This is a genomic window from Streptomyces sp. NBC_00271 (assembly GCF_036178845.1).
In the GTDB taxonomy this organism is placed as follows: Bacteria; Actinomycetota; Actinomycetes; order Streptomycetales; family Streptomycetaceae; genus Streptomyces.
In genome coordinates, this window is sequence record NZ_CP108070.1 from 7,725,827 (window position 1) to 7,749,738 (window position 23,912).

General features: G+C 70.2%; 21 protein-coding genes and 1 tRNA gene. 21 read left to right on the forward strand and 1 reads right to left on the reverse strand.

Translation table 11 applies throughout. The annotated features are described in order from the left end of the window. The first annotated feature begins 5 nt into the window (after window positions 1-5). From OG798_RS35230 to OG798_RS35290, 13 genes are all read left to right on the forward strand, one after another. The gene (locus OG798_RS35230) at window positions 6-425 is read left to right on the forward strand and encodes a conjugal transfer protein TraB (protein WP_328758259.1); all 420 of its coding nucleotides are present in this window, start codon (window positions 6-8) and stop codon (window positions 423-425) included. Window positions 426-494: 69 nt separating this feature from the next. Next, complete coding sequence (locus tag OG798_RS35235; protein ID WP_328758260.1) at window positions 495-2,576, forward strand: chromosome segregation protein ParM; 2,082 nt, start codon at window positions 495-497, stop codon at window positions 2,574-2,576. Window positions 2,577-2,672: 96 nt separating this feature from the next. Next, a complete protein-coding gene (locus tag OG798_RS35240) occupies window positions 2,673-2,984 on the forward strand; it encodes a hypothetical protein (protein WP_143614466.1) in 312 nt (103 codons plus the stop codon). A gap of 89 nt (window positions 2,985-3,073) precedes the next feature. Continuing rightward, window positions 3,074-3,802: a DNA methylase gene (locus tag OG798_RS35245; RefSeq protein ID WP_328758261.1), complete on the forward strand. Its 729-nt coding sequence runs from the start codon at window positions 3,074-3,076 to the stop codon at window positions 3,800-3,802. Further along, on the forward strand, window positions 3,799-4,068 hold the full coding sequence (locus OG798_RS35250) for a hypothetical protein (RefSeq protein ID WP_143614470.1): 270 nt from the start codon (window positions 3,799-3,801) through the stop codon (window positions 4,066-4,068). The genes OG798_RS35245 and OG798_RS35250 overlap by 4 nt, the downstream gene beginning before the upstream one ends. Continuing rightward, on the forward strand, window positions 4,065-4,334 hold the full coding sequence (locus tag OG798_RS35255) for a hypothetical protein (RefSeq protein WP_328758262.1): 270 nt from the start codon (window positions 4,065-4,067) through the stop codon (window positions 4,332-4,334). Before OG798_RS35250 ends, OG798_RS35255 begins: the two co-directional genes overlap by 4 nt. After that, the gene (locus tag OG798_RS35260; protein WP_143614474.1) at window positions 4,331-4,843 is read left to right on the forward strand and encodes a hypothetical protein; all 513 of its coding nucleotides are present in this window, start codon (window positions 4,331-4,333) and stop codon (window positions 4,841-4,843) included. The genes OG798_RS35255 and OG798_RS35260 overlap by 4 nt, the downstream gene beginning before the upstream one ends. Continuing rightward, window positions 4,840-6,705: a DNA polymerase gene (locus OG798_RS35265; RefSeq protein WP_328758263.1), complete on the forward strand. Its 1,866-nt coding sequence runs from the start codon at window positions 4,840-4,842 to the stop codon at window positions 6,703-6,705. The genes OG798_RS35260 and OG798_RS35265 overlap by 4 nt, the downstream gene beginning before the upstream one ends. Before the next feature lie 12 nt (window positions 6,706-6,717). After that, a complete protein-coding gene (gene ssb / locus OG798_RS35270; protein ID WP_328758265.1) occupies window positions 6,718-7,182 on the forward strand; it encodes a single-stranded DNA-binding protein in 465 nt (154 codons plus the stop codon). Window positions 7,183-7,284: 102 nt separating this feature from the next. After that, window positions 7,285-8,217 carry a bifunctional DNA primase/polymerase gene (locus OG798_RS35275; RefSeq protein ID WP_143614480.1) on the forward strand — a complete coding sequence of 311 codons (933 nt, stop codon included), beginning with the start codon at window positions 7,285-7,287 and terminating at the stop codon, window positions 8,215-8,217. Further along, the gene (locus tag OG798_RS35280; protein WP_143614482.1) at window positions 8,214-9,992 is read left to right on the forward strand and encodes an ATP-binding protein; all 1,779 of its coding nucleotides are present in this window, start codon (window positions 8,214-8,216) and stop codon (window positions 9,990-9,992) included. Before OG798_RS35275 ends, OG798_RS35280 begins: the two co-directional genes overlap by 4 nt. A gap of 20 nt (window positions 9,993-10,012) precedes the next feature. Beyond that, the gene (locus OG798_RS35285; RefSeq protein WP_267062843.1) at window positions 10,013-10,204 is read left to right on the forward strand and encodes a helix-turn-helix transcriptional regulator; all 192 of its coding nucleotides are present in this window, start codon (window positions 10,013-10,015) and stop codon (window positions 10,202-10,204) included. Next, the gene (locus OG798_RS35290) at window positions 10,201-11,658 is read left to right on the forward strand and encodes a tyrosine-type recombinase/integrase (protein WP_240364127.1); all 1,458 of its coding nucleotides are present in this window, start codon (window positions 10,201-10,203) and stop codon (window positions 11,656-11,658) included. The genes OG798_RS35285 and OG798_RS35290 overlap by 4 nt, the downstream gene beginning before the upstream one ends. A 134-nt stretch (window positions 11,659-11,792) precedes the next feature. Here the strand turns inward: OG798_RS35290 and OG798_RS35295 are convergent. Then, window positions 11,793-11,864: transfer RNA gene (locus OG798_RS35295), tRNA-Arg, on the reverse strand. Between the two features lie 164 nt (window positions 11,865-12,028). Here OG798_RS35295 and OG798_RS35300 point away from each other — a divergent pair. From OG798_RS35300 to OG798_RS35335, 8 genes are all read left to right on the forward strand, one after another. Continuing rightward, on the forward strand, window positions 12,029-12,574 hold the full coding sequence (locus OG798_RS35300; RefSeq protein WP_443053910.1) for a response regulator: 546 nt from the start codon (window positions 12,029-12,031) through the stop codon (window positions 12,572-12,574). Between the two features lie 280 nt (window positions 12,575-12,854). Then, window positions 12,855-14,036, forward strand: a complete 1,182-nt coding sequence (nrtL, locus tag OG798_RS35305) for an ArgS-related anticodon-binding protein NrtL (protein WP_328758267.1) — start codon at window positions 12,855-12,857, stop codon at window positions 14,034-14,036. 17 nt (window positions 14,037-14,053) lie between these two features. Further along, a complete protein-coding gene (gene lysA, locus OG798_RS35310; protein ID WP_095852584.1) occupies window positions 14,054-15,445 on the forward strand; it encodes a diaminopimelate decarboxylase in 1,392 nt (463 codons plus the stop codon). A gap of 265 nt (window positions 15,446-15,710) precedes the next feature. After that, window positions 15,711-17,000: a homoserine dehydrogenase gene (locus tag OG798_RS35315; protein ID WP_095857774.1), complete on the forward strand. Its 1,290-nt coding sequence runs from the start codon at window positions 15,711-15,713 to the stop codon at window positions 16,998-17,000. A 6-nt stretch (window positions 17,001-17,006) separates the two neighbouring features. Continuing rightward, window positions 17,007-18,065, forward strand: a complete 1,059-nt coding sequence (gene thrC / locus OG798_RS35320; RefSeq protein ID WP_054233237.1) for a threonine synthase — start codon at window positions 17,007-17,009, stop codon at window positions 18,063-18,065. Window positions 18,066-18,533: 468 nt separating this feature from the next. Then, entirely contained in the window at window positions 18,534-19,463 is a 930-nt protein-coding gene (thrB, locus tag OG798_RS35325; protein WP_328758268.1) for a homoserine kinase, read from the forward strand. 388 nt (window positions 19,464-19,851) lie between these two features. Then, on the forward strand, window positions 19,852-21,894 hold the full coding sequence (gene rho, locus OG798_RS35330) for a transcription termination factor Rho (RefSeq protein ID WP_095852583.1): 2,043 nt from the start codon (window positions 19,852-19,854) through the stop codon (window positions 21,892-21,894). A 126-nt stretch (window positions 21,895-22,020) separates the two neighbouring features. Beyond that, window positions 22,021-23,883 carry a trypsin-like serine protease gene (locus OG798_RS35335; RefSeq protein ID WP_328758269.1) on the forward strand — a complete coding sequence of 621 codons (1,863 nt, stop codon included), beginning with the start codon at window positions 22,021-22,023 and terminating at the stop codon, window positions 23,881-23,883. The last annotated feature ends 29 nt before the right edge of the window (window positions 23,884-23,912 follow it).

Here is a 23,912-nt window from a genome sequence, read left to right on the forward strand (position 1 = left end):
TTCCCGTGGGCGAGATCGAGCCCGCCAAGAGCAGCGCACCCGAGCCTGCCAGCGGTGACAGCAATTACAACCGGCTCCAGCAGCGGCTGAAGGGCTTCGCCGAGGGCATGGACATGGCCAAGACGTTGATGGATCAGCTCAGTACGCGCATCCGGATGAATGCCTCCCGGGCGCAGGACGTCGCTTCCAACGCCGCCGACACCGAATTCGACAAACAGCCCGTCGCCTTGGCGTCCGCCGTATCCGTCGCGCTGGGAGGCATGGGGGTGGACGTCAAGCGGCTGACGGAGCAGGCCAGCAAGGTTTCCGCGAAGGCGGCGGATGCCCAGGCGACGCATCAGCGGCTTTACGCATCGCTGCACAACGTGCGCTCCAGGCGAAAGGAGCGCACCCCGAAACCCGGTGCATTCAACCGGCACAGCTGACAGAACACGCCAGAGGGCGGCCCCGGACCGGGCCGCCCTCTGCTCTTGCCCGGAACCAGGAGGTTTTTCGTGTCCGCCACTGACATCGCATGGCGCACGCCCCGCAGTGTCGTCCTGGAGCGCTGGATGTACGCGGCGGGCGCGCCCGTGCTGGCCATCGCCCCCAACGCCTCCCCGGACGGCACGGTCAACGGCGCCATCCTCGCGGCCGGAGCCGCCGCGACGGCGCTGGCCGCCAAGAAGCTGCACGACGGCGCGCACGGCGCCGGCCGCACGCTGATCCGGCTGTCGCCTCTGGTGACGGCCCTGGGGGTCGACGTCTTCGCGTTGCAGACGTCCGGCTGGGGCCCGGATGCGCTGCTGGCCGCGGGCTGGGCCGCCCTCGGCGTGCTGCTCTCCCCGCTGTCGCGGACCTCCCGCAAGGGCCGCACCCCTGTCCTGACGCACGTCGCCGTCCCGCAACTGGCCCCGGCAGCGGAGCCCGAGCTCCCGGCGGACTGGGGTGCCGATGACTTCACCCAGGGCGTCCGGTACCTGTGGGAGCGCGCGGGCAGGCCGGGCCGCACGGTCGTCGCCCACGTCGAACGCCACCCGGGCATGCCGCACGACTTCACGATGATGCTGCGCGCCTCCGAGGAGGGCCGCCCCGTCACCCACCTGAGTGAGGTCGACGTGGCCGCCGCCTTCGGTGTCGAGCCGGAAGAGGTGCAGATCCTGCGCACCCAGCGCACTGCGGGCCGCCCCTCGGGCCCGGGCTGGGCGGAAGTCCGCGTTACACCCGACGCTGCCGCCCGGCCGCGGCAGGCACTGACCGACGCCGAATGGTGGGACCTCAAGGTCGGTCACGCCAAGGGCCCGGTCCCGAACACAAAGTTCGTAAGGAAGGGCCGCGATACGCAGCGCGGCTTCACCTACTGGATCGCGCGCACCACGGACGGCGGCGAGCCGCTGTGGGACACCGCGGCCATGTGCGCCGTCCTCGGGGTCAAGCCCGAGGACAACGTCGTGCAGTTCTACGACGACGGCGACCAGGTCATGGCGCAAGTCTGGGACGTCTCCCCGCTGTCCAAGGTCTACCCGGCGAGCAGGGACCTGCTGACGCCAGGAGGCGATGGCCGGTACGTGGTCGGCTTCCTGGAGAACGGCCAGCCCGCCCGCGGGCGCGTCTACACACCGCGCGGCGCGGCTCACGACATGTACATCGCGCCGTCCGGCGGCGGCAAGACGGAGCTGATCGGAGCGGCGGCAGCGGCCTACGCCAACTGGGGCGCGATCGTGATGGTGGCCGCCGAAGCGCCGGACGGCAAGACGCGGATGCTCGCCGAGCACGTCGCCCGGCTCGGGTACGGGCCGCTGTACATGGTGCGCCTGCTGCGCATGCTCATCGCGCTGATGGAGATCCGCGGCGAGATGCCGTGGGCCGATGGCGGCTACCACGACTGGAGCCCGGACGCCGTCGGCTGCCCCTACCTGCCGCTCAAGGCGCTGCTGGACGAGTTCCTGTCCGCGGCCCGCCACGCGATATACGGGGCGGAGATCACCGACCTCGGCGAGCAGGTCACGGTCAAGGGCCGCAAGTACGGCATCGGCCTGGGCGTCGGAGCCCAGTCCGCCGAAGTGCAGGACGGCTTCACCCGCCTCATGGCGGAGAACATCCGGGAGAACTCCATCCCGGTCCTGCTCCGCACCCCGCCCGGCCGGATCACCGAGGAATTCAAGGCCCTCGGCTTCCCGAAGGCCAAGATCCCCGAGCCGCTGCCGCGCACTTTCACCAGCCTGAAGGCCACCGGCCGCTTCGACCGCATCATGAACGGCGAAGCCGAGCCCCCGGCGGACCCGAACACGGGCGGCGTCGGCTGGATCATCGAAGGCAACGAGGCGCCCCGGCTGCGCACGCTCCAGGTGTTCGCCCCCGGCCAGAGCATCGACCACCTCTTCCCCGGCCTGGTGGCCCACCTCACCGACCACGAGATCCGCGAGCTGGACAAGCGCGGCCTGTGGGGCGACTGGAACGCACCCGACCCCGACCTCATCGAGCCCGCAGCCGGAACCAAGACGGGCGGGCGCGGCAAGAGGCCACGCCGCACCGGCACAGCGGGATCCGCCGCGCTGGCCGAGGCCGAGGCGCTCATGAAATCGGTCATGGACTGACCAGCAACGCCAACGAACGGACGGAACCCCAGGGGCCACACCCCCAGGGGTTCCTGCTTCTCCCGATCCACCCACCCGATTCGAAGGGAGCACGTCATGAACCGGACGGACCCGCCGGGCATCCTCGCCCCTCACATCCCTGCCGACACCTGGAACCGCGCACAGGCGATCGGACAGCCCGTCGTCATCGTCGTCCAGACCACCGACCCCAACGCCATCGCCTGGCGCCGGGTCCTGGTCCCGTTCGCCATCGCCGGCGCCGTCGTCCTCGGAGGCTGGGGACTGGTCGCCGCGCTGTGCGCGCTGATGGACGCCGCCGCCCACACCGCCACCGTCATCGCCGGCGCCGCCGGACCCGTCGGGGCCGGCGGCATCACCCTCAAACTCGCCCGCGGCAAGGGCGAATGAAGCCCGGAGCGGGCCGCCCACATCTCGGCAAAAGATCGCGGCCCGCTCCGGCAGTCCAGTCCCTTCCCAGAGATCTGGAGACCTCCAGCATGACCCAACCCACCGACATCCGGCGAGCGCACGGCTTACGGCCGCGAGTGCTGGATGTGTTCTCCTGCGCCGGCGGCGCCGGTACCGGCTACCAGCGGGCAGGGTTCGACGTGGACGGCGTCGACATTGCCGACCGCCCCAACTACCCCTTCCCGTACCACCGGGGGGACGCCCTCGAATACCTCACCCACCTGATCACCATGGGGGACATCGAGCGGTACACGCTCGTCCACGCCTCCCCGCCGTGCCAGGACCAGTGCGCCCTGACCGTGGGAACCAACCGCTCGCAAGGGTGGGGCGGCACCCATGAGGACCTGGTGGCCCCCACCCGTGACCTGCTCGACAAGACCGGGCTGCCGTACGTCATCGAGCAGCCCAACGGCCGCGCGACGATTCGCAAAGACCTGACCCTGTGCGGCGAGATGTTCGGGCTCGGAGTCATCCGCCACCGCAACTTCGAGTTGGGCGGCTGGACGCTTGCCCGGCCGGCGCACCTCCCGCACCGGGGGCGCGTGCGCGGGTGGCGACACGGCGAGTACTTCGACGGCCCGTACGTGGCCGCGTACGGCAACGGCGGGGGCAAGCCATCCATCCCCGAACTGCAAGCGGCGATGGGCATCACGTGGACCGACGTCCGCGAGGAGCTGAACGAGGCCATCCCGCCCGCCTACACCGAGTGGATCGGCCGCGGCTACCTCGCCGCACTCGCGCTGCGGGAGGCAGCGTGACCGCCCCGCCCACCGAACTGGCCCTGTTCGACACCGAGAGCGCCCCGGAGCAGACGCCCGGGGCGGTCCGCTACCAGGCCGCCGACACCGCCGCCTACGGCCGAGCCCTGGCCGGGGACGGCTACGCCTGGCTGACCCGCATCCTGCCGCCGCCCGCACCGCTGCCCTGCCCGCGCTGCCGCCGCCCGATGCGGCTGGGCACCGTGCCGCTGCTGTGGGAGTGCGCCCCCTGCGACACCCGTGACGAAGGGAGGAACCGCACGTGACCAGCAAGAAGAAGGAGGAAGCGTCCACGCCCCCGTCCGGGGCCCGGCTCACCTATCCGGATGGCAGCTGGCACGCCCGCTGCGAGATCTGCCGGCAGCCGCGCAACCCGCTGTTCCAGACCACCCCGGAGACCCACCGCATCGAGCGATCGGACAAACCGGTCGCGGCGCAGGTATGCCTGCGCTGCTGGTCGCGGTTGCACATCGACGCCGACGACGAATGCCCGCACTGCGGCAAGGACATCACCGAGGAACCGCTGTGGTGACCACACTCGAGACCCTGGCCCAGGAGTACACGCGCCTCACCGACGAGCGCGGCGAGCTCGCCGCAGCCCTCCGCAAGGCAGGTGACGCGAGCCCTGAGAGCAGGGCCCGGCTCGCTTCGGTGGACCGCCGGCTGCGTGATCTGGTGGCTGCTCCGCCGCCCGGTTACATCCTGCCGAAGGCCGCCGCTGATCTGGTCGCACATGCCCAGGCGCACGGCTGGCTGACGCTCGTGCAGTGGACGCCACCCGGCTACGGAGGCGAGCCGTTCGTGAGCGTCCAGGTGGGCCGCCTCCTGCATGCGGGAGAGCAGTCCGGCGCCCGCGGAGACCGGTGGACCTACAACGTGACCTGGCATTCCCGTGACTGCGCGCCGGGAAGGGTGCGGCTGTTCGGGCGGCACCTGGCCACGACGCCGGAACAGCCGTGGCTGCACGACGGGCCGTCGGTGAAGGCGATCTGCGCCGTCATCGCCCAGCATCCCGCACCCCGGGATGGCGGTGCACCGTGACCGTCCACACCCGTACCCACGGCGGCCACACGATGATCGTCAACGCCCCTGCGGACGCCGCGGAGTTCGATCCGGCAGCGTTCGCAGGCTTCGCGGCATCGGATCTGGTGGTGGGGCTGGACGTGGAGACCCGCGCCATCGTCAAAGGCGGCCCCGGGCACTTCGGCCCCGACGCCGGGGTCCGCCTGGTGCAGTTCGGCACACCCACCACGGCATGGGTCCTCAACCCCCTCATCCCCGAGCAGCACCGGGCCATCACGGAAGTGCTCGCAGACGAGCGGCGCCGCTTCGTGACCCACACCTCCTATGACGTGCTGGCGGTGTGGTCGGCGTTCGGCATCGGGCTCGGACACCGGGTGGTCGACACCCATCTGCTGTCCAAGCTGCTGGCCCCGGACGAGCGGGCCGGCCACGGCCTGAAGGAACTCACCGGCCGCTACCTGGACGACGGTCTGAAGCAGGCCGAATCGGTGCTGCACGCGCGGATGCGGGAGCTGGCCCCGGTCGGCTCCCGTGCCGGGAACAACCCGATCGACTGGGGATGGAACCACCTGCCGGCCACCGACGAGGCCTACACCGTGTACGCCGGTCTGGACGCCGTCTACGTGCGCCGACTGCTGCCGCTGCTGCTGAGCCGCTGCGCGCCGTTCTCGCACCTGGTGCGGATGGAAGCGTGGCTGGCCGCGCAGTCCACCGGCATCACCGTACGCGGCCTGCTCCTGGACACCCCCTACACCCGCGGCCTGCTGGCGGAGTTCCGCGGCGAGTTCGACCAGGGCGACCAGGCCATCCGCCAGGCACTCGGATTCTCCGGGCGCTCCCCGAAGTTCGCCGTGTGGCTGGAGCAGCAGGTGGACGGCTTCACCCTGCCCCGCACCGAGGGAGGGCAGGTCTCCACCAGCGCCGACAGTCTCACCGCGCTCCAGGACGCCGTGACCGCGGGGACCGCCCGGATCACGGAGGAGGGCGCCGCGATGGTGGCCGCGCGGCAGCGGCTGGCGGCCACCTCCAACACGATCAGCAACCTGGAATCGTTCCTGGCCGCCGCGAACGCCACGGGGCGGGTGCATCCGCAGATCAACACGCTGCGGGCCCGCACCGGCCGCATGTCGATCACCGGGCCCGCGCTCCAGACGTTGAAGAAGCACGACCCGCGGCTGCGGCACTGCTTCCGCGCGGACCCCGGGCAGGTGCTGGTCGCCTGCGACTTCTCCCAGGTGGAAGTGCGAGTGGCGGCCGCCCTGTCTAGGGACCGGACGCTGATGGACGTGATCGCCTCCGGGGTGGATCTGCACGACGCGACCGCGACCCTGATGTACGGGCCCGGCTTCACCAAGGAACAGCGCACCGTCTCCAAGCGGGCCACGTTCGGCACGATCTACGGCGGCGGCGCCAAGGCCCTCGCCGCGCAGACCGGGGTGCCGGTGCAGGTGGCGCGTGGGGTGATCCAGCGCTGGCAGCGCACCTATCCGGAAGTGATCCGCTTCGGCAAGGACATCGCCAACGCGACCACCGTCATCACCGGCTCCGGCCGCAGGATCCCTGCTGATCCGGACCGGCCCTACGCCAACAGCAACTACGCGATCCAGTCCACCGCCCGTGACCTGCTGGTGGCCGCCGTCTACGAACTCGCCACCACTCACGACCTGGCCGGCGCTTTGTGGCTGTTCGTCCACGACGAGGTCATCGTCCAGGTCCCCGAGCAGGACGCCGAACACGTCCGCGACCTGCTCACGAAGGTGATGACCAGCGCGTTCCGCGGCGTCCCGATCGCCGCGGACGCCGAGATCCTCGGCACCCACTGGGGCCGCCTGCCACAGGAGCAGGACGGTCCGTCCGTACCGGAGCACGCCGGAGCCTAGGAGGCCCGCACCATGCCCATCGGAGAAACCACCATCACCCTGGTCGGCAACCTCACCGCCGACCCCGAACTGCGCCACACCAGCGACGGCACCCCCTGGATCTCGTTCAACGTCGCCTCCAACAGCCGCAACTGGGACAAGACCCGCGCCGAATGGGGCGAGGGCAACACCCTGTTCCTGCGCTGCACCGCCTGGCGCTGGCTCGCCCAGAACGCCGAAACCACCCTCGCCAAAGGCACCCGCGTGATCGTCACCGGCGCCCTGCGCCAGTTCGAATACACCAGCCCCGACGGTGTCACCCGCACCGGCTTCGGCCTGGACGTGGAGGACATCGCCGTCAGCCTCCGCTACGCCACCGCCACCATCCACCGCACGAAGGACACCGGCGGCCAGGGCGACCGGCCGGCGACCGGGGCGAAGGACGACCCGTGGGCCACCGATGGTGCCGGCGGCTACGACGACAAGCCCCCGTTCTAGGCCCGCTTCATCCCGCTCATGAGTTGGGCGCCCGCGTGACTTTGGCGAGCCGCGGGCGCCCTGCTCCAGCCCACGCAAACAGCGACCCGGAGGGACTTCAGCATGACCCAACAGCGCCCCGGCGACCAGCGGCCCGGTCCGTTCTGGGCCGCGGCACGCGCCCACGCCCTGTCCGCCGCCACCCTCCACGGCCTCCCGGCCTTCCCCCTCACCCGCAGCAAGTTGCCGGCCATCGCCACCGCCCACCGCGAGCCCTCCGCAACGTGCACCGGGCAGTGCGGCCAGGCCGGACACGGTGTCCACGACGCCAGCTCCGACCCCGCCCGGGTCCGGGCCCTGTTCGCGATGGCCCCGTGGGCCGCCGGCTACGGCATCGCGTGCGGGCGGCCCCCGCACTACCTGATCGGCCTGGACCTGGACCGCAAGAACGGCGTGGACGGCGTGGCCGCCCTGCACGCCCTGGCCCGTCGCCACGGCTTCTCGATGCCTGCCACTGCCACGGTGGCCACCCAGTCCGGCGGCCTCCATCTGTGGCTGACCGTCTCCACCCACGTGCGCATCACGAATTCCGCCAGCCTCATCGCCCGCGGCATCGATGTCCGCGGCTCCGGCGGCTACCTGGTCGGCCCCGGCTCGCTCGGCCCCCGGGGCCGCTACCGCTTCGTCCCCGGCTCCGGGCCCCGCCCCATCGCCCCCGCGCCCGCGCCCCTGTTGGACCTGCTCACCGCAGCCGCACCCGAGCCCGCACCCGCCGACCGCCATCCCGCTTCCCCCCACCCGAGCGCGGGGGGAAGCCCTGAGCGGCGCCTGGACGGCCTCGTGCGGGTGGTCCTGGACTGCGGGCCCAACGACCTCAACAACCGCCTGTACTGGGCCAGCCGCACCGCATTCGAAGCCAGCGACATCGACCCCGACACGGCCACCGGACGGCTGCTGGCCGCCGCTGTGCAGCGCGGCCACCCCGAGACCCCCGCACGCCGCACCATCGCCAGCGCCGCCAAGGGCGCCGCACGCAGCAAGGAGACCCGCACATGAGCGGCGGCGACAAGGGCCCCTCGCAGGCATCCCAGCTCGTCAGCATGGCCAAAGCGGGCTACGAGTTCGTGATGTCCACCGACGGCCGCCCCTACGGCGTGCGCCGCAACGGCCCCAACGTGGCCCGCCCCTTCAAGGGCCGCGGCGGCGTGCGGGCCGCGCTCGCCAAACAGTTCACCGAGGACAACGGCGGCCAAGTACCCTCCGCCAGCGCCCTGGCCGACGCGATGAACGTTCTGGAGGGCATCGCGGATGCCACCGATCCGGTGCGCGTGCATCTGCGGGTGGCCCGTGACGGCGAGCGCATCGTGCTGGACCTCGGCACCGCCGACGGGAAGGCAGTCATCGTCACCGCCGACGGCTGGACACTGGCCGACCGCTCGCCGATCCTCTTCCGCCGCTCCGGCGCGATGATGCCCTTGCCCGTCCCGGAGCAGGGCGGGGACGGGATCGCGCTGCTGCGCGACCTGGTCAACATGGACGACTCCGCGTTCCACCGGCTGGTGGCCTGGCTGGTCGCCGCCTGGCTGCCGGACATCCCCCACCCCGTGCTCACCTTCAAGGGCGAGCAGGGCACCGGGAAGTCCTACACCGCGCAGATGATCGTGAACCTGGCCGACCCTTCGCCGGCCGCCAAGCGCTCCCAGCCCAGAGACATCAAGGCATGGTCGGTGCAGGCGTTCAATTCCTGGGCGCTGTGCCTGGACAACGTGTCCGCGATCCCGCCGTGGCTGTCCGACACCCTGTGCCGGGCCGTCACCGGTGACGGCATCGTGGACCGCGCCCTCTACAGCGACGACGACGTCGTCGTCCTCACGTTCCGCCGGGTCCTGGCCATGACCACCATCGACGCCGGCGCCCTGGCCGGAGACCTGGCCGAACGGATGATGCTGCTGGACCTCCAGCCCATCCCCAAAAGCGCCCGCCGCGGCGAGGAAGAAATGGACGCCGCCTACGCCGTCGCCCGCCCCACGGTGATCGGCAGCCTGCTGGACCTGCTCGCCTCCGTCCTGCGGGAGCTCCCAGGCGTGACGCTGGAGAGCAAGCCCCGCCTGGCCGACTTCGCCCGGGTCCTGGCGGCGATCGACCGGGTCACCGGCTGGTCGACCTTCGCCGACTACGACGAATCCGCCGAGAGCGTCAACGCCGACGCCCTGGAGGGCGATCCGTTCGGCTCCGCCCTGGTCGCCTTCCTGGACACCCAGGGCCCCTGGTGCGGTACTGCTGCACAGCTCATGGACGTGATCCCGCCGCCCGACGGCTATCACCCGCAGTGGCCCAAGGACGCCACCCGGGCCAGCGGCCGGCTGAAGCGGATCGCACCCCTGCTGCGGTCGATCGGCATCGCCTACGACGACACCCAGCGCACCTCCGACCGGGCCCGTCAGCGGCTCATCCGGCTCACCCCATCAGAAATGCGGTGCGGGACAGCGTCCGCAGCGTCCACAGCGTCCGCAACCCCCGCTGACCTGCACGAACCTGCGGACACTAGGCCGGACGCTGACCCGGTCGCAGCGTCCGCACAGCGTCCGCACGACGATCATGCGGACGCTGTCCCCGCCCGTGCGGACGCTAGGGACCCCTCAGCGTCCGCACTAGCGTCCGCACGCGGCACCGCCCCTGACCTGCGCTCCCACAAGATCCCGGACGCTGCGGACGCTGCGGACGCTGAGATGCACCGCATTTCTAATCCGGGACTCCGCTGCCCGGTCTGCGAGCAGCCCATGGACCCCGAACTAACCGCCGCAGGTCATCTCACGCACCCCGATTGCTGACGACGAACAGGAGAGACGCCGTGGCCAAGCCGCGTGACGAAATGCTCACCATTTCGCAGGTGATCGAGGAGATACGGATTCCACGGGCGACCTTCTACCAGTGGCGCGCGTGCAAGAAAGGTCCGAAGTCCATCAAACTCCCGAACGGTTCCGTACGGATTCGCCGTTCGGAACTTGACCGTTGGTTGACCTCGTTGGAGGAAGCCGCGTGACACGCAACAACCAAGGGGCCGGGCAGGACAACAGCCCGGCCCCGGAGGGGTATTCCTTCGACGTGCGCCTCTGGAACGTGACAAAGGCGCAGAGCAAGACCCGGCCGTACCAACTGCGTTGGAAGGTTGGCGGCAAGGTTAGTAGTGCCACGTTTGCCACCACCGCGCTTGCGCAGAGTCGCCGATCCGATCTATGGCGGGCCATGCGTAAAGGAGAGGCATTCCGCATCGAGGACGGGCTTCCCGAATCCGAGGTGCGAGCGGCCGAAGCCGCAGCCGAGGTTCGTAAAGACCTGTCATGGTTCGCATTCTCTCGCGAGTACATGGCGGTCCGTTGGCGCACCGCCGCGGCGAAGACGCGCGAGGGACTGGCGGACAGTCTCGCCACGGTGGCCCTTGCCATGATGAGGGACGATCCCAAGGCGCCGAAGCTGGAAGACGTGCGGCTCGCCGTACGGTGGGCCGTCGTACCCGCTCACAAGGAGGAAGAGCCCCCTGAGGAGTTGGCGGAAGTCTGTACATGGCTCGCTGCTCATGCACTTCCCCTGTCGGCTCTCACGGACTCCAAAGTCGTTCGAGACGTCCACTACCGACTGTCCTTCAAGCTGGACAACACCCCCGCGGCAACGGACACGTACAAGCGGAGACGCCGCGGTTTCAACACGGCAATGGAGTACGCGATCCAAGAGGGGTACCTCAATGAAAACCCGCTCAATGGGGTGAAGCGGCCCACCTCTCAAGGGGGCGATGTAGTAGACCCCCGAGTTCTGGTCAACGAGGTGCAGGGAAGACAGCTTCTTACCGCCGTCTCGTACGTAGGCTCTGTTCACCGAAACCGCGGCCGGCGGCTGGTCGCTTTCTTCGGATGCATCCTGTACGCCGCAATGCGCCCGGCGGAAGTGGTCGGGCTGAAGCTGGCGGACTGCCACCTACCAGAGAAGGGATGGGGCACGCTCACCCTACGCGAGACGCGGCCGATCTCGGGCACGAAGTGGACCGACACGGGAAAACGTCACGACAAGCGGGGGCTGAAATCGCGGGAAGCCGGCACGGACAGGCCCGTCCCCGTCCCTCCCGTACTGGTGGCCATGCTCCGCGCGCATCTGAGGGAATTCGGGACCGCCAAGGATGGGAGGCTCTTCTCCAACGAGCGGGGGGAGTTGCTCGGTACGTCCAGCTACTGGCGGGTGTGGCAGGAGACCAGGCCGCTCGCGCTCCCACCGGACAAGGTGGACTCTCCCTTGGCCCGCAAGCCGTATCACCTGCGGGCCACGTGCATCACGAACTGGCTCCGTGCCGGGCTTCCAGTGGCTGAGGTGGCTCGCCGCGCCGGCAACTCCCCGGAGGTCATCCACCGCCGTTACGCGGGCTGCATCGACGATAGCGAGGAGGAGAACAACAAGAAGATCGAACAGACGATGGGGTGGGGCGGGGAGGGCGCCCCTGAGGCGTAGCGGGGCTCTATCGCAGGTCTATCGCGATCAGTGCGTAACAACGACAAAGAGCCGGACTCAGTGGGACTGAGTCCGGCTCTTTGATTTCGGCATCCGCCCTGGTCAGCGCATGATCTGTGCTGGTTGTAGGCGAGTGCCCCCGGCAGGATTCGAACCTGCGCACACGGCTCCGGAGGCCGTTGCTCTATCCCCTGAGCTACGGGGGCGTGTCGGGCGCGGTGTTCGCGGCGACGGGTAGAACCCTACCAGCTCTTTCGTGGGGGACTGGCATGGGTTTATGTGGGGGCGGGGCGGTGTTCGGGGGAGGGGGAGGGGAGGCGTCCGCGGGGGTCGTCCTTGGGGTGGTCGCCACCCCCGCACGGGGGTGGAAGTGGGGAAAACCCGGACGGCGCGGTGGGCGCGGACCTACTCTCGAGTTGTGCCAGGCGCGTCCGGCCGGGTGCTTGTTGTGGACGACAACAAGGTCATCCGGCAGCTGATCAGGGTCAATCTCGAGCTGGAGGGCATCGAGGTCGTGACCGCGGCCGACGGTGCCGAATGCCTGGACGTCGTGCATCACGTGCGGCCCGATGTGGTGACCCTGGATGTGGTCATGCCTCGGCTCGACGGGTTGCGTACTGCCGCCCGGCTGCGTGCCGACCCCCGGACCCGGAATCTTCCCCTCGCCATCGTCAGTGCCTGTACGCAGTACGAGGTCGAGAGCGGACTCGACGTCGGCGTTGACGCCTTTCTTGCCAAGCCTTTTGAACCTGCCGAACTTGTGCGACTCGTACGGGAGTTGATGGAGCGGAGGGGGAGTGGGGGCGGGAGGGGGCCGGTGGTGGCGGGGCCTTTGGCGGGGAGGCGTTCGGTCCCGATGAGCTCGGGGCCGAGGAGGCCCAGCGTGCCGGTCATTGAGCGGGCGCCGCGCCGCTGAGGGGTGAGGAGCCGGCGGTTGCTCGGCCCTGCGGGCGCGTGCCCGTCCGCGTGTCGGTGATCAGTGATCGGTGATCGGTGTTGCGTGAGAGTGGTGGGGGTTTCGTCGGCCGGATGCGGCCGGCGTGCGGCTCCGGCCCTGCTTCCGCGGCGGCCCTGCACGCCGTCCGAGTTGCCGTACCCCTACCCCGAACACCCTCGCCCTCCGTACCCCGTCCACATCCCGGACCCTTGCCAAATCGAGTCGCCTACCCACCCCCCTCCTCCCCTACGCTTGTCCCGTGACACCCGTCGAGCTCTCCCGTACCGTGCTGCGCGCGGTGCGTCGTGCCGTGGACGAGGGAGAGCTGAGCGTGGTCGTACCGGTGCGGGCGGTGGTGACGCCGCCGGGGCCGGGTGGGTGCGGGGACTACGCCACGAACATCGCGTTGCAGTTGGCGCGGCCCGCCGGGCGGCCGGCACAGCAGGTCGCGGAGATCCTGCGACCCCACCTCACCCGCAGCGAAGGTGTCGCCGACGTCGAGATCACCGGGCCGGGGTTCCTCAACATTCGGCTGGGAGGTGGCGCGGGCGCCTCACTCGTACGGGAGATCCGGCGCCAGCGTGACGTCTATGGGCACGGCGACGTCCTCGCCGGGCAGATCGTCCCGCTCCGGATCCCGTACGACATCCGGGCCGAAGTCGTCGCCGACACGCTCGTACGGATCGTGGCCACCCAGGGCGGCCGTGCGGAGGTGCACCACATCCATCCCTCGCGCGCCGAGCCCGCAGCCACCGAGTTCTCGCGCGCCGAGCCCGCCGGCACCGACCTCTCGCAGGCCAAGACAGCGGGCGCTGAGCCCTCGCACGCCGAGCCCCCACGCACCGAGGCGCCGCACGCCGAGCCCCCGCGCACCAAGGCGCCGCAGGCCGATCCCCCGCGCCCCCACCGCCCGCGCCCGCACCCCCGGACCACAACCCTCCGCCCCACCCCCGCCCCCGAAGACCCCACCCCCCTCGGCCCCGACGCCGCCCGGTGGGCCCTGCTGCACCCCGCGTCCCACGATCGGCCGCGGATCAGTGCCGATCACCTGGTTCAGCGGGAGAGCAACCCCCTCTTCCGGGTCCGGTACGCCCACGCCCGCACCCGGGCCCTCACCCGTAACGCCGCCGCGCTCGGCTGCACCGGCGACCCCGGTGACGTACCCGAAGACGTACCCGGCGGCGACGAGCTCGTCGGGGCGCTCGCCGGGTATCCGGCCGTGCTGACGCAGGCGGCGCTGCACCGCGCGCCCGACCGGCTCGCCCGGCACCTCGTCACCACCGCCGACGCCCTCCTCGCCTTCCAGCACACCGTGCTGCCGCTCGGCGACGAGAAACCCTCGGCCGCCCACCGCGCCCGGCTCGCGCTCGCCGAAGCCGCCGGGACGGTGCTGGCCGGCGGCCTGTCCCTGCTCGGCATCAGCGCCCCTGACTATCTGTGACCGTCTGTGAGAGAAAAATGAGCCGTTCCGCACACCCCGCCGGGCCCCGTCACGCCGATGTCCTCCCCGAGGGCCACTACAGCGCCCCGCCCGCCGACCTCAACGCCCTCGACCCCAAGGTCTGGGCGCACACCGTCAGCCGTACGGACGACGGCGTCGTCAGCGTCGGTGGGATGGAAGTCACCAGGCTCGCCGAGGAGTTCGGCACCCCCGCCTACTTCATCGACGAGACCGACTTCCGTGAGCGCGCCCGTGCCTGGCGTACCGCCTTCGGGCACGACGCCGACGTCTTCTACGCCGGGAAGGCCTTCCTCTCGCGCGCCGTCGTGCGGTGGCTGCACGAGGAGGGGCTCAACCTCGACGTGTGCTCCGGCGGTGAGCTCGCCACCGCCCTCTCCGCCGGGATGCCCGCCGACCGCATCGCCTTCCACGGCAACAACAAGTCCGAGGAAGAGATCACCACCGCCATCGTGAGCGGGGTCGGGCGGATCGTTCTCGACTCCTTCCAGGAGATCGTCCGCGTCGCCCACATCGCGCAGTCCCTCGGTAAGCGGCAGCGGGTGCAGATCCGCGTGACCGTGGGGGTCGAGGCGCACACCCACGAGTTCATCGCCACCGCCCACGAGGACCAGAAGTTCGGGATCGCGCTGGCCGACGGTCAGGCCGCGGAGGCGGTGCGGCGGGCGCTCGCGCTCGACGGGCTCGAGCTCGTGGGCATCCACTCGCACATCGGTTCGCAGATCTTCGACATGGCCGGGTTCGAGGTCGCCGCCCGGCGGGTGGTGTCGCTGCTGGCCGCCGTTCGTGACGAGCACGGGGTCGAGCTGCCCGAGATCGACCTCGGTGGTGGTCTCGGCATCGCGTACACGAGTGACGACGATCCCCGCGAGCCGTACGAGATCGCGAAGGCGCTGGGCGAGATCGTCACGCGGGAGTGCGAGGCCGCGAAGCTGCGGACGCCTCGGATCTCGGTCGAGCCTGGGCGCGCCATCGTCGGGCCCACGGCCTTCACGCTCTACGAGGTCGGCACCATCAAGCCGCTCGAAGGGCTGCGGACGTACGTCTCCGTCGACGGGGGCATGTCCGACAACATCCGGACCGCGCTGTACGACGCCGAGTACAGCGTCGCCCTCGTCTCGCGTACCTCCGACGCCGAGCCCATGCTCGCCCGCGTCGTCGGCAAGCACTGCGAGAGTGGCGACATCGTGGTCAAGGACGCCTTCCTGCCCTCCGATCTGGCCCCCGGCGATCTCATCGCCGTACCCGCCACGGGTGCCTACTGTCGGTCCATGGCCAGCAACTACAACCACGCCCTGCGCCCGCCGGTCGTCGCCGTGCGCGACGGCGAGGCCCGGGTGATCGTCCGCCGGGAGACGGAGGAGGACCTCCTGCGTCTCGACGTCGGATGACCGGCCGGTCGAGGGAGGAATGACCGTGGCTGGTCGAGGGAGGAATGACCGTGGCTGGTCCAGGTCGGAGCGACCGGCTGGTACACGTCGGAATGACCGGCTGATCGAGGTCGGAATGGGCGGTCGGCGCAGGTGGAAGATCTCCTGCCGCCGCCTGTCGGAAAAATGAAATAGATGTCTCACGATCCGGACCATGGATAGAAACTCCCGTCCGGTGAGTGAGACTGGTCCAACCGTAGACGGTATGAGGAAACGAGGTCGGATGATGCGTACGCGTCCGCTGAAGGTGGCGCTGCTGGGCTGTGGGGTTGTCGGCTCAGAGGTGGCGCGCATCATGACGACGCACGCCGACGACCTCGCAGCCAGGATCGGGGCCCCCGTCGAGCTGGCGGGCGTGGCCGTCCGCCGGCCCTCCAAGGTGCGCGAGGGCATCGACCCCGAGCTCGTCACCACCGACGCCACCGCCCTGGTCAAACGCGGGGACATCGACGTCGTCGTCGAGGTCATCGGCGGTATCGAGCCCGCCCGCTCCCTCATCACCACCGCCTTCGAGCACGGCGCCTCCGTCGTCTCCGCCAACAAGGCGCTCCTCGCCCAGGACGGTGCCGCCCTGCACGCGGCGGCGGAGGAGAACGGCAGGGACCTCTACTACGAGGCCGCCGTCGCCGGTGCCATCCCGCTGATCCGGCCGCTGCGCGAGTCCCTGGCCGGCGACAAGATCAACCGCGTGATGGGGATCGTCAACGGGACGACGAACTTCATCCTCGACAAGATGGACTCCACCGGGGCCGGCTATCAGGAAGCCCTCGACGAGGCCACCGCGCTCGGGTACGCCGAAGCCGACCCGACCGCCGATGTCGAGGCCTTCGACGCGGCCGCCAAGGCCGCCATCCTCGCCGGAATCGCCTTCCACACGCGTGTGCGCCTCGACGACGTGTACCGCGAGGGCATGACCGAGGTCACCGCCGCCGACTTCGCCTCGGCGAAGGAGATGGGCTGCACCATCAAGCTGCTCGCCATCTGTGAGCGGGCGGCGGACGGGGGATCGGTGACGGCGCGCGTGCATCCGGCGATGATTCCGCTGAGCCATCCCCTCGCCTCCGTGCGCGGCGCGTACAACGCGGTCTTCGTCGAGTCGGATGCCGCCGGGCAGCTCATGTTCTACGGGCCGGGCGCCGGCGGCGCCCCGACCGCGTCCGCCGTGCTCGGTGACCTCGTCGCCGTCTGCCGCAACAAGCTCAGCGGTGCGACCGGGCCCGGCGACTCCGCGTACACCCAGCTGCCCGTCTCGCCCATGGGCGAGGTCGTGACGCGCTACCACATCAGCCTCGACGTGGCGGACAAACCTGGTGTTCTCGCCCAGGTGGCCACCGTTTTCGCCGAGCACGGCGTATCGATCGATACGGTGCGTCAGCAGGGCAAGGACGGCGAGGCCTCTCTCGTCGTCGTCACCCACCGAGCGTCCGACGCGTCCCTGAACGGGACCGTGGAGGCGCTGCGCAGCCTCGACACCGTGCGGGGTGTCGCCAGCATCATGCGGGTTGAAGGAGAGTAACCAGCAATGACCCACCAGTGGCGCGGAATCATCGAGGAGTACCGGGACCGGCTTCCGGTGTCCGACAGCACGCCGGTCGTGACGCTCCGTGAGGGCGGTACGCCGCTCGTGCCCGCGCAGGTGCTCTCCGAGCGCACGGGCTGCGAGGTCCACCTGAAGGTGGAGGGCGCCAACCCGACCGGGTCCTTCAAGGACCGCGGTATGACCATGGCCATCACGCGGGCCAAGGAGGAGGGCGCGAAGGCTGTCATCTGCGCCTCCACCGGCAATACGTCCGCCTCCGCCGCCGCGTACGCCGTGCGTGCGGGCATGGTGTGTGCCGTGCTCGTCCCGCAGGGCAAGATCGCCATCGGCAAGATGGGCCAGGCCCTCGTGCACGGGGCGAAGATCCTCCAGGTCGACGGCAACTTCGACGACTGCCTGACGCTCGCGCGCTCGCTGTCCGACAACTACCCGGTGGCGCTGGTCAATTCGGTCAACCCGGTGCGCATCGAGGGCCAGAAGACCGCCGCCTTCGAGATCGTGGACATGCTCGGCGACGCGCCCGACATCCACGTCCTGCCGGTGGGCAACGCGGGCAACATCACCGCGTACTGGAAGGGCTACACGGAGTACGCCGCCGACGGCATCGCCGGGCGCACCCCGCGCATGTGGGGCTTCCAGGCCTCCGGTTCCGCGCCCATCGTGCGCGGCGAGGTCGTCAAGGACCCCTCGACGATCGCCACGGCGATCCGCATCGGCAACCCGGCCTCGTGGAAGTTCGCGCTGGCCGCGCGGGACGAGTCCGGCGGCTTCATCGACGAGGTGACGGACCGTGAGATCCTGCGCGCCTACCGGCTGTTGGCCGCGCAGGAGGGCGTTTTCGTCGAGCCCGCGTCCGCCGCGTCGGTCGCCGGTCTGCTGAAGGCCGCCGAGCAGGGCAAGGTCGACCCCGGCCAGCGGATCGTCTGCACGGTCACTGGAAACGGGCTCAAGGATCCGGACTGGGCCGTTGCGGGCGCCCCGCAGCCGGTTACCGTTCCTGTGGACGCGGCCGCGGCGGCGGAGCGGCTCGGACTGGCGTAAGGCGAATGGGTCGTAGGGCAAAGGGGCTCGGACCGGCGGACGGCGGGGTGGGCAGAGTGGCGTAAAGCCGCCTGGCGCACATCCGCCAAAAGCCGTCGGGGCCTGTCAGAGGCCATCGGCGGCGGGCGGAATTCGCCAGAAGTTGGCGAAATCCTGCCGCCGCCAAGGTCACCCCTACCGCAACCCGACAGGGGGTGCACGGGGGGCTTACGACACGCATCGTGCGCCTCCTGTGCGCCCTATGTCGCCACGGAACCTTCCTTCGATAGGCTGTACCGAACCCGCCCGCCGCATATGCCGCGGTGCCGCGTCGTCAGTGCAGTCAGGGCAGTCACTGCGGTCTCCGGGTCTTCCGTACGTATCGCAGTCCCTCTCGCAGTTCATCCGAGTTCATCCGAAACACGCAGTCCCTCTCGCAGCACATCGAAAATCTCGTACATCACGCAGCTCAAGGAGAGTCATCGAGCGATGGCCGGTCCAGCGTTCCGCGCCGCCGCCGTCCGGGTGCGCGTCCCCGCCACCAGCGCCAACCTCGGGCCGGGCTTCGACGCCTTCGGCCTGTCACTGGGGCTGTACGACGACGTGGTCGTCCGGGTGGCCGACTCCGGGCTGCACATCGACATCGCAGGTGAGGGCAGTGAGACGCTGCCTCGCGACGAGAATCACCTCCTCGTACGCTCCCTGCGCACCGCCTTCGATCTGCTGGGCGGACAACCGCGCGGCCTCGAGATCGTCTGCGCCAATCGCATTCCGCACGGGCGGGGTCTCGGCTCCTCCTCGGCCGCCATCTGCGCCGGAATCGTCGCCGCGCGCGCCGTGACCATAGGCGGCGACAGCAAACTCGACGACACCGCGCTTCTTGAGCTCGCCACCGAGATCGAGGGCCATCCCGACAATGTCGCGGCCTGTCTGCTCGGCGGATTCACGCTCTCCTGGATGGAGGCCGGAGCCGCGCGGGCGATCAGGATGGACCCTGCCGATTCCATCGTTCCGGTGGTTTTCGTTCCCGAAAAGCCGGTTCTCACCGAGACCGCGCGCGGTCTGCTGCCGCGCACCGTTCCGCACGTCGACGCCGCCGCCAACGCGGGCCGGGCCGCACTGCTCGTCGAGGCCCTCAGCCGGCGCCCCGAGCTGCTGCTGCCCGCCACCGAGGACCGGCTGCACCAGGAGTACCGCGCCCCGGCCATGCCGGAGAGCGCGGCGCTGGTGGAGCGGCTGCGGGCCGACGGCATCCCCGCGGTGATCTCCGGCGCGGGCCCCACCGTCCTCGCGCTGGCCGACGAGGAATCCGCCGACAAGGTCGCTCATCTCGCAGGTCAGGGCTGGGCCGCCAATCGGCTGGACCTCGACGAGGCGGGGGCGTGCGTCCTGCCGCTCGCCCCGGCGGGCGTCCATTAAAAGCGCGCGGTTGCCGGATTTGGAGAGGGGGAATGTTTGTTGGATCCGGTAGTGTTAACCTCAAGTCTGCACCCGACCCCACCATGGCGAGGTGCTTCGTGTCCCCGTCCGGGACAACCATTCTTCCGGGAGCCTCCCAAACTGCTTTGTGCCATGCATTGGGTGCTATGCGCTGAGCAGTGCTGAGCACGCTCCGGAACCGGCGTGACCGTGCCGATGACACCGCAATTCAGTGCCACGGCTCCGGAATCGCCATCACCAGATATGTCTTCCGCCTCTTTGGCGGACCACCGCCCCGGCACGGTCCACACAGCAAGGACCAATGCCGGACAGCACAACCGGTCGCCGAGCCAGACAGGCCGACGTCCGCTCCAGGGAAGGACCCTTCGTGAGCGACACCACCGATCTGATGGGCGCACGTGTCGAGGAGACCGCTGCCGCGCCCGCCACGGACGCCTCTGCCGCGCCTGCCTCCGGTGCCGGCTCCCGGCGGCGCCGCGGTACCGGCCTCGAGGGCATGGTGCTGGCCGAGCTGCAGCAGGTCGCGTCCGGCCTCGGTATCAGGGGCACCGCGCGGATGCGCAAGAGCCAGCTGATCGAGGTCATCAAGGAGGCGCAGGCGGGCGGGGGTGCCCCGGCCAAGGCCGAGGCCGCCACCGAGACCAAGCCGAAGCGCCGGGCCACCTCCAAGGCCCGTACCGGCGACGACGCCGCTCCGGCCGCCGAGAAGAAGGCCGCCGAGAAGCCCGCGGCCGAGAAGGCCGTGGCCCAGCAGCAGATCGAGATCCCCGGCCAGCCGGCCAGCGACGACGCCCCCGCGGGCGAGCGTCGCCGTCGCCGTGCCGTGGCCGAGGCCGGCAGCCCCGAGACGGTCACCGCCGAGGCGAAGAGCGAGCCGAAGGCCGTCGCCGTCGAGGCCCCCGTCGAGACCAGGACCGACGCCGGTGACGGCGTCGATGGTCGGCAGGGCCGCCGGGACCGTCGTGACCGCGGCGAGCGTGGCGACCGCGAGCGTGGCGGCCGTGACCGCGACCGCCGTGGTGGCAAGGGCGACGAGCAGCAGCAGGGCCAGGGCCAGGGTGGCGCCGGTCAGCAGCGCCAGGACCGTCAGGACCGTCAGCAGCAGGGCGGCGGCCGTCAGGACCGTCAGGACCGCCAGCAGCGTGACAACGGCCCGCAGGACGACGACGACTTCGAGGGCGGCCGCCGCGGCCGTCGCGGGCGCTACCGCGACCGTCGGGGCCGTCGTGGCCGCGACGAGTTCGCCACCAACGAGCCGCAGCTCGCCGACGACGACGTCCTGATCCCCGTCGCGGGCATCCTGGACATCCTCGACAACTACGCGTTCATCCGTACGTCCGGCTACCTGCCGGGCCCGAACGACGTGTACGTCTCCCTCGCCCAGGTCCGCAAGAACGGCCTGCGCAAGGGCGACCACGTCACGGGTGCGGTCCGTCAGCCCAAGGACGGCGAGCGCCGCGAGAAGTTCAACGCGCTCGTTCGCCTGGACTCGACCAACGGCATGGCCCCCGACTCCGGGCGCGGGCGACCGGAGTTCAACAAGCTGACGCCCCTTTACCCGCAGGACCGCCTCCGCCTGGAGACGGACCCGGGCGTGCTGACGACCCGCATCATCGACCTCGTCGCGCCGATCGGCAAGGGCCAGCGTGGTCTGATCGTGGCCCCGCCGAAGACCGGCAAGACCATGATCATGCAGGCGATCGCCAACGCGATCACGCACAACAACCCCGAGTGCCACCTGATGGTCGTCCTGGTCGACGAGCGTCCGGAAGAGGTCACCGACATGCAGCGGTCGGTCAAGGGCGAGGTCATCTCCTCGACCTTCGACCGCCCGGCCGAGGACCACACCACGGTCGCCGAGCTCGCCATCGAGCGTGCCAAGCGCCTCGTGGAGCTGGGCCACGACGTCGTCGTCCTGCTCGACTCGATCACGCGTCTGGGCCGTGCGTACAACCTCGCCGCCCCGGCCTCCGGCCGCATCCTGTCCGGTGGTGTCGACTCGACGGCCCTCTACCCGCCGAAGCGCTTCTTCGGTGCCGCGCGCAACATCGAGGACGGCGGTTCGCTGACCATCCTCGCGACCGCGCTCGTCGACACCGGCTCGCGCATGGACGAGGTCATCTTCGAGGAGTTCAAGGGCACCGGCAACGCCGAGCTCAAGCTCGACCGGAAGCTCGCCGACAAGCGCATCTTCCCGGCGGTGGACGTCGACGCGTCCGGTACCCGTAAGGAAGAGATCCTGCTCGGCAGCGACGAGCTCGCCATCACCTGGAAGCTGCGTCGCGTGCTGCACGCGCTCGACCAGCAGCAGGCGATCGAGCTGCTGCTCGACAAGATGAAGCAGACGAAGTCGAACGCCGAGTTCCTGCTGCAGATCCAGAAGACGACGCCGATGCCGGGCAACGACTGACGACATCCGCACAGCTGAGGGCCGCTCCCCGTGACGGGGGCGGCCCTTTGTGCTGCCTGGGACACCTGTACGATCGCGCTCTCTTTCAACGTATGAGTCTCAGGGGGGACTTGAGTGGATACATGCATGTCCGGGCGCGGTCGTCACAGACGCCGGATACGCATCGCCGTGCCCGTCGCGGCGGCGGCTCTGGCGGCGGCTGTCGGGGGTGCGCTCCTGATGTCGTCGGCGAACGCCGCCACCGCGCAGTCGGCGCCGCTCGCCAGGACGACCGGCACCTCCCCGAGCCTGGCCGCGCTGGAGAAGCGGATCGCCGGGGCCCTCGCGAGTGACGGCACGGCCGAACAGCCGACGACGAAGTCCTCCCCGAGCACGGGCACGAGTGCCGGCGCGAGCGCGGGTACAGGTACGGGCAAGACCGCGACCACCGGTACGAGCACAGGCGCGAACACGAGCGGCGCCTCCGTCGACCCGAAGATCATCGGCGGCACCACGACCACCATCACCACCGCCCCGTGGATGGCCCAGCTCTTGTACTCCGACGACAAGGGCACCAGCAGCACCAGCGACGACGTCGGCTTCTTCTGCGCCGGCTCCGTCGTCTCGCCGACGAAGATCCTCACCGCCGCGCACTGCGTCAAGGGTTTCGACTGGAAGGCCCACGGCACCGTCGTCACCGGCACTTCTCAGCTTCCCTCGGCAGACGGAACCAATCTGCACGGCGGCACCGCCAGCGCCGTCTGGCGGCAGTGGAACCACCCCTCCTACAACGCGACGACCATCAACAACGACATCGCGGTCCTCACGCTGGACGGGCCCGTCAAGGCCAAGCCGATCCGGATGACGACGTCGGGCGACACCGCCTCGTACGCCTCCGGCACCAAGGCGACGCTCTACGGCTGGGGCCGCACCTCCTCCGCGACCCAGGACATCTCCGAGACCCTGAAGACGGCCACGCTGCCCATCAAGTCCGACGCCACGTGCGGCGGCTACTACGGCGGCGAGTTCATCAAGGGCCACATGGTCTGCGCGGGCAACCCCGCGACGGGCAGCGACACCGGCACCACCTCCGCCTGCAACGGCGACTCCGGCGGCCCGCTGATCGTGGGTGGCCGCATCGTGGGCGTCGTCTCCTGGGGCGTGACGGACTGCGTCGCGAAGGGCGCGTACAGCGTCTTCACCAAGGTGAGCACGTACGTCGGTGCCGCCTATCCGCGCGTCGACGACACGAACCTGAGCGGTGACCACAAGGCCGACCTGTTCGTCCGCAACTCCTCCACCAAGACGCTGTACGAGAAGGACTCCAAGGGCACCTCGTTCGGCGCCGGGCAGTCGTGGGGCGGCTGGAGCACGTCGAACATCGTCCTGCAGACCGACCTCGACCGGGACGGCTACCAGGACGTCGTCGAGCGCCGCACCTCCAACGGCGACATCCACTGGTGGCACTACCTGACGTCCACGGGCAAGTGGGCCGACACCAAGCTCTTCAGCGACTGGAAGACCCGCACCAGCGTCGTCGCCCCGGGCGACGTCACCGGTGACGCCCTGCCCGACCTGCTCTCGGTCGACTCCGGCGGCGTTCTGTGGATCTACCCGGGCAAGGGCAACGGCACCTTCTCGGCCCGCGTCAAGGTGAGCTCCGGCTGGAACCAGTACAACTCCCTGCGCGCCCACGGCGACTTCACCGGCGACGGCAAGGCCGACCTGATCGCGCGCAGCAAGACCGGCTCGTACGTCTATCTCTACAAGGGCACCGGCACGGCGGGCTCCGGCGCGTTCTCCAGCCGGATCAAGGTGCGCACCTGGGCCGGCTACAACGCCTTCGACGCGGTGGGCGACGTGACCGGTGACGGCAAGGCCGACTTCCTGGCCCGTACGCCCGCCGGCACGCTCTACCTCTACCCCGGTACCGGCAAGGCGACCAGCGAGATCTTCGCCACAGCCGTCAAGATCGGCACTGATTTCAAGCAGTACGACATCTTCGGCTGAAATCGCAGGTGAGCGGGGTTTTCCCCCAG

Bases quoted from the DNA above. Each gene is read 5' to 3' on its own strand.
- OG798_RS35240 (WP_143614466.1), top strand. From the start codon at position 2,673: ATGAACCGGACGGACCCGCCGGGCATCCTCGCCCCTCACATCCCTGCC.
- OG798_RS35245 (WP_328758261.1), top strand. From the start codon at position 3,074: ATGACCCAACCCACCGACATCCGGCGAGCGCACGGCTTACGGCCGCGA.
- ssb (WP_328758265.1), top strand. From the start codon at position 6,718: ATGCCCATCGGAGAAACCACCATCACCCTGGTCGGCAACCTCACCGCC.
- OG798_RS35275 (WP_143614480.1), top strand. From the start codon at position 7,285: ATGACCCAACAGCGCCCCGGCGACCAGCGGCCCGGTCCGTTCTGGGCC.
- OG798_RS35280 (WP_143614482.1), top strand. From the start codon at position 8,214: ATGAGCGGCGGCGACAAGGGCCCCTCGCAGGCATCCCAGCTCGTCAGC.
- lysA (WP_095852584.1), top strand. From the start codon at position 14,054: ATGAGCCGTTCCGCACACCCCGCCGGGCCCCGTCACGCCGATGTCCTC.
- OG798_RS35315 (WP_095857774.1), top strand. From the start codon at position 15,711: ATGCGTACGCGTCCGCTGAAGGTGGCGCTGCTGGGCTGTGGGGTTGTC.
- thrC (WP_054233237.1), top strand. From the start codon at position 17,007: ATGACCCACCAGTGGCGCGGAATCATCGAGGAGTACCGGGACCGGCTT.
- thrB (WP_328758268.1), top strand. From the start codon at position 18,534: ATGGCCGGTCCAGCGTTCCGCGCCGCCGCCGTCCGGGTGCGCGTCCCC.
- OG798_RS35335 (WP_328758269.1), top strand. From the start codon at position 22,021: ATGTCCGGGCGCGGTCGTCACAGACGCCGGATACGCATCGCCGTGCCC.